Origin of the sequence: Microcoleus sp. AR_TQ3_B6, from assembly GCF_036702785.1 — a bacterium.
Taxonomy (GTDB): domain Bacteria; phylum Cyanobacteriota; class Cyanobacteriia; order Cyanobacteriales; family Microcoleaceae; genus Microcoleus.
The window spans coordinates 61,884-74,819 of the sequence record NZ_JAUBVJ010000009.1 but is presented as its reverse complement, the minus strand read 5'-3'; the positions used below and the strand labels follow the sequence as shown (position 1 = coordinate 74,819).

Here is a 12,936-nt window from a genome sequence, read left to right as displayed (position 1 = left end):
ACAATCTCTGTACAAAACCCGCCCCAACCCAGCGACTCTCAAAATTGAATAGTGAAATTAAAAAACAAGATAAATTGCCGATTCAACAAAAAGTATAGGAGGGTGAAGAATTTATCAAGCGCCCAACCGTCAGCCGCGATACTGCACCCGATAAATCCGGTTATTCGCTTCCTCAGTAAACAGCAAACTCCCGTCAGGTAAAACCAGCAAACCAACCGGCCGCCCCCAAGTTTTCGGGCCCGACGGATCTGTGAGAAAACCAGTCAGAAAATCCTCATAATAACCTTGAGGGCGTCCGTTCGCCGCATTAAAAGGTACAAACACGATTTTATAACCAGTTCCAGCGTTGCGGTTCCAACTGCCGCGAAACGCCACAAACGCCCCGTTCAGGAATCTTTTGGGAAACGTTTTGCCGTCGTAAAACTGAAGCCCCAAAGCCGCCGAATGCGCCTGAAACAGCACGTCTGGCATTAATGTTTTAGCCACTAAATCAGGTCGATCGCTATTGCCATTTCTGGAGTGGCGCGGGTCGAGCAAATTCGGCTTAAAATAAGCGTAAGGCCAGCCGTAAAACTCGCCTTGACGAATTCTTGTCAAGTAATCCGGCACCAAATCATCACCCAAACCGTCGCGTTCGTTGACTGTCGTGTAGAGTTGATTGGTTTTTGGGTGAAAATCCAATCCCACCGGATTTCGCAAACCCGAAGCAAAAATTTGCTTGTTCTGGCCGTCCAAATTCATCACTTGAACAGACGCCCTCGGCAGCGGTTCGACATCTGCATTAGACTGCGATCCAACTGATACGAAAATCTTGCTATTGTCGGGGGAAGCGACAACATTTCGCGTCCAGTGTTGGTTGTAGCCACCGCCCGGTAAATCGGCAATCTTTTGACCAGTACCAGTTAATTGTTCCTGCCCTTTTGTGTAGGGAAATCGGCGGACTTCAGCGGTATTTCCGAGGAAAAAATAGCGCTCGGCAAAAGCCATGCCAAAGGGAATATTTAACCGGTTTTGGGCACTTGCAAAAGTCTTGCGAACCTCAGCAACCCCGTCGCCGTTGGCATCCCGCAACAGTGTAATCCGATTCTGCCGGGTTTCTGTTACCAAAACATCGCCTGTCGGCGTCAAAGCCAGCCATCGGGGGGCGTCTAAATTGTCAGCAAAAACGTTAACGACAAAACCAGGAGGCACTCGCAGCACAGGCGATGCGGGAATCGGTATTACTTGAGGAGGTTTTGAGGCGCTTTCGCTGGCTCCTGGCTGCGGCAAAGAAGCTGCAACAATGCGGATTGGCTGCGGCGAAAGCGGTTTGGTCGGTACAATTTGATTTGTCCCAACATTTACCAGCGGTGCAGGGGAGGGAATTTGGGACAGGGGGCCGTTGTCGCCAACAGCAGGGGCGCGAGCATCTGTAGCTCGATCGCACCCAATCACTGGCAACAGCAGAATTAGCAGCAAGAAACGCAAGTAATACATAGCAGCGATTTCTCAACAATTGCTGGACAATTCTATTATTCTAACTGCGATTAAACAGCGAAGCCACCGCGTGCGCGGTGACTTGGTTCCGCTTGCTCATACCAGTTGCCAAAAAAGAATGCAACTATAGGCCCCTGCTCCAAACCTTGAGCTTCATCAGTCAATCGATTTTAGATTTTAGATTTTAGATTAAAGATTAAAGAATTGAAGAAAGCGACCCCAAATTAAAGAAAGCGACCCCAGGAATGAATCCGGGGGTCCGGGACTAAATCGATTTTAGATTAAAGATTAAAGAATTGAAGAAAGCGACCCCAGGAATGAATCCGGGGGTTCGGGACTAAATCGATTTTAGATTTTAGATTAAAGATTAAAGAATTGAAGAAAGCGACCCCACGAATGAATCCGGGGGTCCGGGACTAAATCGATTTTAGATTTTAGATTAAAGATTAAAGATTAAAGAATTGAAGAAAGCGACCCCAGGATTGAATCCGGGAACCCGGAACCAAATTGCTTGATAGTCATTGCCAATCTTCAATCTTCAATCGAAAATCTAAAATCGAAAATCGAAAATCGTATAACCTAGCTCTACCAAAGTCCTCTCACAGGAGCCGGACGGGGAGCCGGAGCCGGCATTGGACGGGGAGCCGGACGGGGAGCCGGAGCCGGCATCGGACGGGGAGCCGGCATCGGACGGGGAGGGGGTTCTGGGGCCGGACGCGGTGCCGGTGCTGGGGTTGCGGGACGAGCAACCGTTGTGGCTACCACCTTATAATCGGAGATTACGGCGATATTTTGCACCTGATCCCCGGTCACGGTGGCTCTGACTTTCATTCCCGGTACTAGGCCAATAATTCTCAGGACGCATCTTTGAATCCTGAGAGTCCTGTACGGCGCGTTTTCTTCGCGAATTGTTACTACGTCGCCGACAATACTTTTGACAAAACCGGTAATGGTTCGAGAGTTTGCTGTTGTGGTGGTCTGCGTTTGGGCTATTTGAGTTGCAGGGTTAGCCATCGCAGGATGTACTGAGACCGCCGAAATTAACACGGACAGGGTTGCACCTGTCAATAATTTGATGTTCTGAAAACGCATTGAAACCTCACATTAACTGCTATTTAGGGTCGGGTTGGCTTCCGCTGCGCGAAAGTCCCAACATCTTGACCTAATCTAGTTTAATCCCCAGAGTAGGAAATTTAGGACAATCTCAAAAAAAGATTATCGAACAAGTATTTAAAGACTAAATTTTACATCATAAGTTCCCGATTTACAACAAGTTCAGCGCTTGGCATCTATAGAGTGTTGGCGTGATATATTGAGTTTGTTCGCTCGACCGTTGCAGTTTTTTTAAGCCAACCTAACTGTTGCTGGGCTGGAAACTCTACCCAAAGACAGATTGTGCTTTCCGGATGCAGCAACCCCATAGTTTCAATTCCCGATCGCCAGCAGGCCAATGCTCAAACATCAAATTAATCGGAGGTAAAATTTAATCATTTTCTGGCAGGATTTACGCATAAACCGGTTTTTTTCACAATAATCTCTCGCGGCTCTCCACTGCTCCCCCTATAAAAACCAGGTTTTTTTGGTATTATTGCCTAAGCTTTGTGTAGAGTTACAAGTTATCAGTTGTGGAATTGAAACTAATAACTGCGCAGCGCAGTTGCCGTCAAAAAGCCATGTCAAAAGTTTTCAAATCCGGTGCGGTTTGCGGATAATGAGATAGGAAATTTGTAGGAAGTGCTGGTGAGGAATTTAGTCAACAAAACAATGGTGAACAGCAAATTTTTATTTAACAAGTTAATTGTGGTGAGCTTGAGTGCAGCCGCGCTGTCGGTCGCCCTACAGCAGCAAGCGGCTGCCGCTAATTCAAGTAATAGCGCGATCGCACCACAGGGGCTAACATCCGAGGTCCAATTGCCGAATCTCCCAGCCCCAGAACTGCCGCCCTTGGGAGAACCATTTCGGTATATTCCCCAGGAACCAAAGCCTCCGGTAAATCCAATTGAGGAAGTGCGTTTAGTGCTGAAATTGCGAGAACGTCGCGTCTATGTTTACCGAAAAGATAAGGTGCAAGCCAGTTTCCCGGTTGCTGTGGGAAAAGGCGGCTGGGAAACTCCTACAGGCAATTTTAAAGTTATGCAAATGATCAAAGATCCAGTTTGGCAAAATCCTTGGACAGGAGAACTTATTCCTGCTGGGCCGGACAATCCATTAGGGAGTAGGTGGATGGGGTTTTGGACCGATGGCAAGAATGTGATTGGTTTTCATGGTACTCCGAATCCCGAGTCGATCGGGGCGGCGGCTTCTCACGGCTGCGTCAGAATGTTTGACAAAGACGCACAGGCTTTATTTGAGAAAGTCGCAATTGGCACACCCGTGATAGTTGAGCATTAATTATATCAATTCCGGTTGCACCGGAATTATTGTTGACTGTTGACTGTGTTGTTTGACTTCCAGGCTCTACCTGATAACGCAGAGAAAGGAGGCTGTGCCTCCAATTTTCCTCCGCAATTGAGGCTCTTCCTAGAAGTTCAATCTAAAATCTAAAATCTAAAATCTAAAATCGATTGACTGTTAACGCGCGGGTCGAAAAACTGAATGATAGTTGAGTATTGACTGTTGATTCGATTTTACAGTTCCTCAGTTAACGGAGTTGATATTATTGGCAGGTTGAAGGGCAAAGAAACCGGGTTTATTTAAAAAATCAACCAGAAACCAAGTTGATTTTCCGAAGAAACCCGGTTTCTAATCCCCGCGCGGCAAATGAATGCAACCTTAAATAGATTTCTGATATTCTTCCAACAATTCCAGGATGTAATCGTAGCCGTCAACACCGATCGCCGGAATGATATTCCCTCGACTTTTCGCCAAAGACTCTTTAAAAGATTCCGCCCCCATTTGGCCCTGCAAAATTGTCAGCAATCCAGCCGATTGGCGCCACTCCGCCGCCCCAATTTGCTCCAAAGTATACATTCCCAAACTGCCAGCGAATATCGCTTGTTCTAGTTCGTTGATTCTGTAATAAGCTTGAGCCAAATAAGCCAAATTCAGACCTTGCAAATATAAGTCGCCCGAAAATTGGGCAGCTTGCCAACCTTTTGCCAAATATTCGATCGCAGCTTCAGCATTTTCCAGGGCAATTTTAGCGATACCGAGACTGCTGGAACAAAAAGCTTGACTTTGGCGATCGCCCAATCTTTCCGACAGCAACAAACCTTGTTCCAAATAACCGATCGCACTCTCATAAACCTCCGGCTCCACCTCCTCCAACTGCCGCGCTTGAAACACTTCGCTGTAACCCAAATTAGCCAGAGCATTTGCCTCGCCTTGTCGCTCTCCCGTTTGTCGTGCCATAATTAAAGCCCGCTGGCTGTAATTAATCGCTTCCTGATAATTTTTTTGAGCAACATAGTTGCGGCTGATGTGATTGAGATTGGCAACTTCGCAAGCTTTGTCTCCTTCCATGCGGGCAATTTCCAGCGCTTGCTTGTGCAGCAAGAGCGATCGCTCGTAGGCCCCAGCCGCCTGCATCGAATAACCCAAAAGCGTCAGAATCCGAGCTTTTGCTTGAGTGCCTTCTACTCGCCGCAGCGGTTCATCTAAATAATCCAAAGTATGACGCAGAGCTTTACCATCAAACGAAGCAAAAATCCCGCCGTAAAGCGGAAAATATTCCCGCTGAGAAAAAGCGCGCAAAATTTGCAAAGTTACTTGAAAACAAGCATTGGCCAACTGTTCCCCGCTCTTAGTAGAATTATTAAACCCGCTAGCTAGCTGACTCCAAATTACAGCAAAAGTAATGTAAGTAGAAATTGAAGCTTTTGTTGACACTTTGGCATCGTAAACTTGCTTGTCAAACCATGTTGCCAACGCCCGCTGCAAGCACTGCAAGATAATCGCTAATTCCAGCAATACGCCTAACTCTAAATTCGATTGCCGGGCTGCAAATTGAACTACCGATTCACCGAGGGCAATAGTATTGAAGAGATCCTGGGGAAAGGGACTGTTAACTTTTTTGGCCCAAAAAGCCCAAGGCCCATTTAGTTCGGGACTACTGTAAAATCCTAGCTGCTGCGGCTGATAAATCCAGCCCACGAGTTCCGGTTCCAACCGCTGCCAAGATTCTAAACCTTTGGCAATACCAGCCGTGATTTGCAGCAAATCTCGCTCGGTTTCGGGATTTGCAGTTTGCAGCATTTGTTGGTGTAGGGATTTTGCCAATTGCTGCAATTGAGGCAGAGTCAGCGGATGTTCTTTATTGGGATCGATTACTTGCAATAATGCCAGGAGACGGCTGTTAGATTCGGTGGTAAGGATTTGTTGGATTGAGGAGGCAATTTCGCGATCGACGCGGTTATCTTTCTGCCAGCGTTCCCATTCTCCTTGGATGGTTTTGAGAGCTCTGAGGGTACGATTTGCCTTTGCTTGTTTAATTTCGTCTTTTTCATTTCTGAGTTGATTTTCGGCGGCATCAAGGCGTTCGCCGAAACAGCGTTCAAAGATTTCGCCGGTCCCGGTGCTAATGTCTTGCACCAGCATTTGATAGACTTGTTCTTTAGAGCGAATTTGACCTTTGAGGGTGATTTCGACAATTTTGTCGATTAGGGCTAAGTAGCGATCGCGCAGTGAGGTAGATTCTGGCATAAGTTATATTTACTTAATAAATATTTATCGACAGTGCTTGCAGCTTGCACCATTTCATGCTGCTACTTAATTTTACAGCTCATCTGGATTAATGCCCATTTCTCTGAGGCGATCGGCTAAACGATTTGCTCGCTGACTTTCTAATTGAGCTCGCTGACTTTCTAATTGGGCTCGCTGTCTTTGAAACTCCTCTGGAGTCAGAACCCAATCGCCAGTGACATCGTACCAACGCAGCCACAACCTCGAACAACCTTGATAACAACCGGACCACAAACCTATACCTAATTCTAATTCCGGTATCCAGAAGCGCGACTCGGTTAAAACTTGTTCGCGGTACAGATTGCCAATCAAGCGAAATACTCTCAGTTGATTGTTGTACCGACTGAAAACAAAGTAGTAAGGAATCCGCAAAATCTGCTCGTAAACTCGCCACTTAGTAGGGGGTTGATCTCGTGCTTCTTCTGTAATTCCTAAATCCTCATCTTCAGTACCAGGTGACACCAGTTCCACCACTACCAGAGGACTGACCTTTTCTTGCCACATCACGTAGCCCAGACGCAATTCGTCACCTCGAGCAAATCTCGGAACCCCCAAAACGACAAACCAATCAGGTTTTTTGTACCAATTGAAATGGTAAGAATCGTAGTAGAGATTAAGGTATGTCGCTATAAATATTTGTTCTGGTGGATGATTTGGGGGGCGGCAGGTTAGACGCAGCAGTTCGGGTTGAAAGTCGTGGAATTCGTCAGGCAAACCTGGTTCCTGCGGGTCTTCACCGGGTAAATCATACATCGTAGGGAGGACTTTTGTTTGGGAAGGCTGCGAATCCGGTACGTACATCGTCATAAGATTACCCTGGCAATACGGTTTGAGGAGATTGAGGCGGCACGGCAATTGTAATATTATAGCGCGATGTGATTTCTTGCGGCAGAAAGTCAGTATCTTTTGCACCGGGAATTTTATCGAGATAGCAATCTTTTACTGCTAACAGAAAGCTTTTGATCGCTTCTGGTGAATTTTGTGAGTCTGCTACCTGCAAAAAACCTTGCCATTTACTCTCATCTTTGCCGTTAATATCTAGCAAATGCAACGCAGCTAAATACTCGGCTACCGGCTCTAAAGGAAAGTGGATTTTGTCGTGGGCTACACCTTTTGTTTGGATGATTTTGAGTTTGTCTTCTAAATACTTGAGCCGCGATTCTGCATTCTCTTCACCCAGAGCATCTATCGCATTTTGACGGTTGGCGGCTGCGGGTCGATAGGTAGGCTTCAGGCATTCCCAAGCTAGAATTTTAACATCTTTGTGGACGGTGCAATCGCTCAATTTATTCTCTGTTACGATGCGATTGAGTTGGTTTAAGTAGTGCAGCATTAACTCGGCAATATTATTCGGTAAATTGCCGTCTGTTGTGCCTTCTTTCTTGGCAATGATTTGGTCGGCATAGAGTTTGGCTAGCAAAACGGTGATATTTCTGTTGCCGGCTATAGTTGATAGTTGGCTACAGGCATTGAAAAATTCTGTGTCGCTGAATAAGTCGCGCTTTTGTCGTTGGCTGAGATAGCTTTCCATGAACGATGACAGTCGGTTTCCGGCAATGCGGAGGGGTTTGATTGCTGTCTTCGTGACTAGACCTAAAGGTTCTTCCAGCCGCGAAGTTACAAGCAAAGCATTAACGGGAAAATTTGGCATTTCCGGTCGGATTGCTGTTTGTGTCTGTTCGCTCATTTCTGAGAAGTTGTCGACGATGACTAGGATGCGCCGCTGTCTGAGCAACTCTTCTAATAATTCTTCACAAATCGGCTCGGCAGTATCGGTTAAATCTTGCAATTGACCGCGAATTGCTTCGATGAATGGCTGTTGACCTTCTGCTACTTTCATGTTTAGTTCTGATTCGATGAGAACTGGCAGCATGCGATGATTGCAAATGCGTTCTTCAGGAGTATCCGACATAGCCCATTTGCCAATCAGACAAGCTAAACTGGTTTTTCCGGCTCCCCCTTCTTGCCAAATCAACAAACAGCCGCGCTTTTGAGCAAATGTGGGCTGCAAATCTTTGCCTTTGAGGGTGGCAATTGTGTTGTTGTCGAGAATGACGGGGACGGGGACGATAATTTGGCGATCGCGCACTGTTTCCCGCTTCTGAAATTCGTCTCGCGTGGATTGGATGTGTGCTGCCACCCAAGCATCGAGAACTCTGGGATGGTATTTTAAAAATATCAAGTTGCCGAGGGATATATCTGTGCCGATAACTCGTATTTTGAAGGCGATAGGTTTTAATGTTTCGTAAATTTTTAGCAGCCACAATGGGCGGATGGCAAAGGTTCCGAAGAGTAAAAATAAGTATATTCCGGTTCCCCAGAAGTAGGGTTTTTGGATAAGTGATTTTACGAATAGGCGATCGGTTTGTTCGGCTTTGAGAACATTGAGGGATAAACGGAGATATGCGATCTTTGATTTTTGGAAATTAGCTTTAGGTTCTTCCATAATTTTCAAGGCTGATTCTAAGTTTGATACAGCCAGATTTAACTCCATTGGAGTTAGCGTATTTGCTTTTCCTTGAAGGCTAAGAGCAATACTCACCGAGGCCTTGGCGGCATTCGTATTCACACCTGGATTAGAATTTTTAAGCAGGGAAACTAGCTGCGGCAGTACAGTTTTAGCTTCTGCACCGAGACTGTCGAAAACCTCGGCGACACTGCTACGCACACCTGCTTTGGAATCTTTAAGCAGGGAAACTAGCTGCGGCAGTACAGTTTTAGCTTCTGCACCGAGACTCCCCAAAGCAGAGGCGGCACTGCTACGCACATCTGCATTGGAGTCTTGAAGCAAGGAAACTAGCTGCGGCAGTGCAGTTTTAGCTTCTGGACCGATTCTCCCCAAAGCCAAGGCGGCACTGCTACGCACATCTGCATTGGAGTCTTCAAGCCGGGGAACTAGCTGCGGCAGTGCAGTTATAGCTTCTGCACCAATACCCCCCAAAGCCTCGGCGGCACTGCTACGCACATTTGCATTGGAGTCTTGAAGCAGGGGAACTAGCTGCGGCAGTGCAGTTTTAGCTTCTGGACCGATTCTCCCCAAAGCCAAGGCGGCACTGCTACGCACATTTGCATTGGAATCTTTAAGCAGGGGAACTAGCTGCCGCAGTGCAGTTATAGCTTCTGGACCGATTCTCCCCAAAGCCTCGGCGGCACTGCTGCGCACATTTGCATTGGAGTCTTGAAGCAGGGGAACTAGCTGCCGCAGTGCCGTTTTAGCTTCTGCACCGATACCCCCCAAAGCATAGGCGGCACGGCTGCGCACATCTGGATTGGAGTCTTGAAGCAGGGGAACTAGCTGTGGCAGTGCAGTTTGAGCTTCTGCACCGATACCCCCCAAAGCATAGGCGGCACTGCTACGCACATCTGCATTGGAGTCTTGAAGCAGGAAAACTAGCTGTGGCAGTGCAGTTAAAGCTTCTGCACCAATACCCTCCAGAGCATAGGCGGCACTGCTACGCACATCTGCATTGGGATTGTTCAAAGCTTGAGCAAGGTCAGGAATAGCAGGAGGGCCAATTTTTGCCAGAACCTGGGCAGCACTCCGGCGGACTTGCAAATTCTTATCCTGCAAAGCAGTCATCAAAGCAGGGATGGCTGGTTCACCTATTTTTCCTAAATTCTTAATAGCTGCATCAAGTTCCCTTTCATCGTTAGTCTTTAACTTCTCGATGAGGGAGGCAATCTCTTCGGGATTAGCCTTGGATGCGCTCAGGTTTTGAGCAGCAGCATTGCGAGTTAACAGTAAAGGCGATGTGAAAGATAGAAACGAGAGGACAAGTACGGCAATTAATCTTGGTCGGTAGTGCTTCGTCATGGGCCAGAATCCTCATATTTGATGAGCCGTCTCATCCATTTGAATAATTGTATCTACATTCTAATCAAATTGGTTTCAGAGTCGGGGGTATCTAAATTGGTGATTGTCTGTGGTGAAATCGAGCGCCCTAAATACTGCTTAAAAAGCCGCACTTTCAGAACATTCCGCAGTTTAAGGCATAATTAGATATCTGATATTCTATGATTTGTTTATGATTTCCGAACCCCTTACCCTCTCCACCAGCAATCCGGTTTTAGCCGCCCAAGGATTAACTCGCCGCTTTGGCGGTTTAATTGCTGTAAACGATGTATCTTTTACAGTTCAAAAACACGAGATTTTTGGATTGATCGGCCCTAACGGTGCTGGCAAAACCACTCTATTTAATTTAATGACTGGACTGATACCTGCCTCGAGTGGCAATCTGATTTATCAAAATGAAAATATTTCTAAACTGCGACCTTATCAAATTGCTAATAAAGGTATTGCCCGAACTTTTCAAAATATTCGGTTGTTTGGGGAACTTTCGGCTGTGGAAAATGTCGCGATCGCCCGACACATCCACAGTCGATCGGGCAATCCAGCTTTATCGCTGCTGGCGGGGATTTTCGGGTTGCCAGCGTCTAACGCAGTGGAACGCAAAACCCAGCGGAAAGCCTTAGAATTGTTGGATTTAGTCGGATTGGGCGATCGCGCGGGCGAACAAGCGAAAAACTTGCCCTACGGCGACCAGAGGCGCTTAGAAATTGCCCGCGCTTTAGCCCTAGAACCGCAAATATTGCTGTTAGATGAACCAGCAGCGGGGATGAATCCCAATGAAAAGCACAAATTAAGCGAATTTATCCGCGAAGTGCGCCAACAATTCAATTTAACTGTAATATTGATCGAGCATCATGTACCGCTGGTTATGGGATTGTGCGATCGCATTGCCGTCTTGGATTTCGGTCAGCTTATTGCCTTGGGCGAGCCTGCTATTGTCCGGAATGACCCGGCTGTGATTGAGGCTTATTTGGGAGATGAAATGTAGAAATTTTAAGTGTTCCCAGCCAGAGCCGGGGAACGAGTAAACTCACATCTTGCACCATTCTCACGCATTCTGTAGGGGCGGGTTTCACCAACAATAATTGCCTAAAACCAATAATTTCATAAACCCGCCCCCACCCAACGGTAAATAGGAATCTACCTCAAAGTCACACAAAATGCACGACACCCCGCCAGAAAAACCCCAAAACATTCTCTTAGAACTCAAAAACATTTCTGTAAATTATGGTGGCATTCAAACCCTACAAAATATTAATCTCACGATAAATGCGGGCGAGGTTGTCAGTCTCATCGGCGCCAACGGTGCGGGCAAAAGTACCACTTTGAGAGCTATTTCTAAAATAGTTAATTTGCGACAAGGACAAATTATTTATAACGGGCGCGACATTACCCGCCGTCTCCCTCACGAAATTGTGAAACTGGGAATCGCCCACAGTCCCGAAGGGCGGAGGGTTTTGGCGCAGCAAACCGTGTTGGCTAACTTAGAATTAGGGGCCTATATTCGATCGGACTCGGTGGCCGTAAAAGCCGATTTAGAGCGGCAATTTGAGATATTTCCGCGCTTAGCAGAAAGGCGCCGCCAGCTAGCAGGAACCCTCAGCGGCGGGGAACAGCAAATGCTGGCGATCGCCCGTGCTCTGATGTCGCGCCCCAAACTGCTATTATTAGACGAACCTAGTTTAGGCTTAGCACCCGCGATCGTCAAAGAAATTTTTGCAATCATTCAAAACTTGCGCTCCACGGGCGTTACAATCCTTTTAGTGGAACAAAACGCCAGTTTAGCACTGCAAATTGCCGATCGGGGTTACGTGCTAGAAGCTGGTAACATTACTCTCACAGGCTTGGCATCAGATTTGCTAAACGACGATCGAGTTAGGAGGGCATACTTAGGTTGACTTGGTTAATTTTAGGAATCTTGACCGCTTTCTTTGAAGCCGTCAAAGACGTTTTTGGCAAACAAAACCTCCAAAAAAGTGACGAATATGTCGTCGCTTGGTCTTTCTCATTTTTTTCAGTCATCTTTTTGATTCCCTGGGTACTTCATACAGGAATTCCGCCATTAAACTCGGAATTTTGGCTCGCCCTATTAACCGGAGGTAGCATCAACGCTCTCACAGCCCTCCTCTACATGAAAGCCATCAAACTATCAGATTTATCCCTGACACTACCGATGGTAGCTTTGACACCCTTATTTATGTTGCTAACTTCACCGTTAATGGTCGGTGAATATCCCAAACTTTTTGATTATATTGGCATTTTACTAATCGTAGCAGGCTCTTATTTATTAAATATCAAAGAGAAATCTAAAGGATATTTAGCTCCATTCAAAGCACTGCTGAATGAAGCCGGACCAAAATTGATGTTAATCGTCGCATTTCTCTGGAGTATTGCCTCAAATTGTGACAAAATAGGAGTTACAAATTCCTACCCTATTTTTTGGGTATTCTCTTTGTTTGGTACAATGAGTGTTTTGCTACTGCCAGTTTTATTGTACAAAACCCCAAAGCCAGGGCGACAAATTCTCAAACAATTACCAATGCTAGCTGCTATGGGGTTTATCAATGCTACTGGAGTAATTTTTCAAATGCAAGCTTTGACATTAACTTTCGTAGTGCGAGTGATCGCCCTTAAGCGTACTAGCGTGTTAATGGGTGTATTGTTCGGTCATTTCATTTTTAAGGAAAAAGATATTCAAGAAAGATTATTAGGGGCCGGAATCATGATTTTGGGAGTTTTATTTATCAGTTTATAGGTTGAGATTTCCGGGACTTTGACGCTAATTCTCGCCCCGAATGTAGGGGCGGTGCCCGTGCCCGCCATCTCTCGGTTGGGGGAGGATGTCCGGGTTGGGAAACACGCCCTAGCCTTTATTTATGTATAAGTCATGTTATAGTAAAGGCGATCGCACTTTCTCTAACTATTTATTA

The 12,936-nt window shown here is 46.4% G+C and carries 9 protein-coding genes; 4 read left to right on the top strand and 5 right to left on the bottom strand.

The genetic code is table 11. The features are described from left to right. Window positions 1-129: 129 nt before the first annotated feature. Both QUB56_RS06925 and QUB56_RS06920 read right to left on the bottom strand, forming a co-directional pair. Window positions 130-1,476: a sorbosone dehydrogenase family protein gene (locus QUB56_RS06925; RefSeq protein WP_332954328.1), complete on the bottom strand. Its 1,347-nt coding sequence runs from the start codon at window positions 1,474-1,476 to the stop codon at window positions 130-132. Window positions 1,477-2,061: 585 nt separating this feature from the next. Beyond that, a complete protein-coding gene (locus tag QUB56_RS06920; RefSeq protein WP_332954326.1) occupies window positions 2,062-2,568 on the bottom strand; it encodes an autotransporter in 507 nt (168 codons plus the stop codon). A gap of 672 nt (window positions 2,569-3,240) precedes the next feature. Between QUB56_RS06920 and QUB56_RS06915 the strand changes: the two genes are divergently transcribed. Further along, window positions 3,241-3,867, top strand: coding sequence for a L,D-transpeptidase (locus tag QUB56_RS06915; protein ID WP_332954322.1), 627 nt, complete (start codon window positions 3,241-3,243; stop codon window positions 3,865-3,867). Window positions 3,868-4,248: 381 nt separating this feature from the next. Here QUB56_RS06915 and QUB56_RS06910 read toward each other — a convergent pair whose 3' ends face one another. The 3 genes from QUB56_RS06910 to QUB56_RS06900 all read right to left on the bottom strand — a co-directional run bounded on the left by QUB56_RS06910 (window position 4,249) and on the right by QUB56_RS06900 (window position 9,970). Beyond that, the gene (locus QUB56_RS06910) at window positions 4,249-6,117 is read right to left on the bottom strand and encodes a tetratricopeptide repeat protein (RefSeq protein ID WP_332954319.1); all 1,869 of its coding nucleotides are present in this window, start codon (window positions 6,115-6,117) and stop codon (window positions 4,249-4,251) included. Window positions 6,118-6,189: 72 nt separating this feature from the next. Next, the gene (locus QUB56_RS06905) at window positions 6,190-6,963 is read right to left on the bottom strand and encodes a Uma2 family endonuclease (RefSeq protein WP_332954318.1); all 774 of its coding nucleotides are present in this window, start codon (window positions 6,961-6,963) and stop codon (window positions 6,190-6,192) included. A gap of 4 nt (window positions 6,964-6,967) precedes the next feature. Beyond that, window positions 6,968-9,970, bottom strand: a complete 3,003-nt coding sequence (locus QUB56_RS06900) for a HEAT repeat domain-containing protein (protein ID WP_332954316.1) — start codon at window positions 9,968-9,970, stop codon at window positions 6,968-6,970. Between the two features lie 211 nt (window positions 9,971-10,181). Here QUB56_RS06900 and QUB56_RS06895 point away from each other — a divergent pair, with 211 nt between their 5' ends. The 3 genes from QUB56_RS06895 to QUB56_RS06885 all read left to right on the top strand — a co-directional run bounded on the left by QUB56_RS06895 (window position 10,182) and on the right by QUB56_RS06885 (window position 12,761). Beyond that, complete coding sequence (locus tag QUB56_RS06895) at window positions 10,182-10,994, top strand: ABC transporter ATP-binding protein (RefSeq protein ID WP_332954315.1); 813 nt, start codon at window positions 10,182-10,184, stop codon at window positions 10,992-10,994. A gap of 172 nt (window positions 10,995-11,166) precedes the next feature. Further along, entirely contained in the window at window positions 11,167-11,904 is a 738-nt protein-coding gene (locus QUB56_RS06890; protein WP_332954314.1) for an ABC transporter ATP-binding protein, read from the top strand. Then, entirely contained in the window at window positions 11,901-12,761 is an 861-nt protein-coding gene (locus tag QUB56_RS06885; protein ID WP_332954311.1) for an EamA family transporter, read from the top strand. Before QUB56_RS06890 ends, QUB56_RS06885 begins: the two co-directional genes overlap by 4 nt. Window positions 12,762-12,936 lie beyond the last annotated feature (175 nt).

What these genes read in the sequence shown, in the direction of transcription:
- QUB56_RS06920 (WP_332954326.1), bottom strand. Translation starts at nt 2,568, where the DNA reads ATGCGTTTTCAGAACATCAAATTATTGACAGGTGCAACCCTGTCCGTG.
- QUB56_RS06915 (WP_332954322.1), top strand. Translation starts at nt 3,241, where the DNA reads ATGGTGAACAGCAAATTTTTATTTAACAAGTTAATTGTGGTGAGCTTG.
- QUB56_RS06895 (WP_332954315.1), top strand. Translation starts at nt 10,182, where the DNA reads ATGATTTCCGAACCCCTTACCCTCTCCACCAGCAATCCGGTTTTAGCC.
- QUB56_RS06910 (WP_332954319.1), bottom strand. Translation starts at nt 6,117, where the DNA reads ATGCCAGAATCTACCTCACTGCGCGATCGCTACTTAGCCCTAATCGAC.
- QUB56_RS06925 (WP_332954328.1), bottom strand. Translation starts at nt 1,476, where the DNA reads ATGTATTACTTGCGTTTCTTGCTGCTAATTCTGCTGTTGCCAGTGATT.
- QUB56_RS06905 (WP_332954318.1), bottom strand. Translation starts at nt 6,963, where the DNA reads ATGACGATGTACGTACCGGATTCGCAGCCTTCCCAAACAAAAGTCCTC.
- QUB56_RS06900 (WP_332954316.1), bottom strand. Translation starts at nt 9,970, where the DNA reads ATGACGAAGCACTACCGACCAAGATTAATTGCCGTACTTGTCCTCTCG.
- QUB56_RS06890 (WP_332954314.1), top strand. Translation starts at nt 11,167, where the DNA reads ATGCACGACACCCCGCCAGAAAAACCCCAAAACATTCTCTTAGAACTC.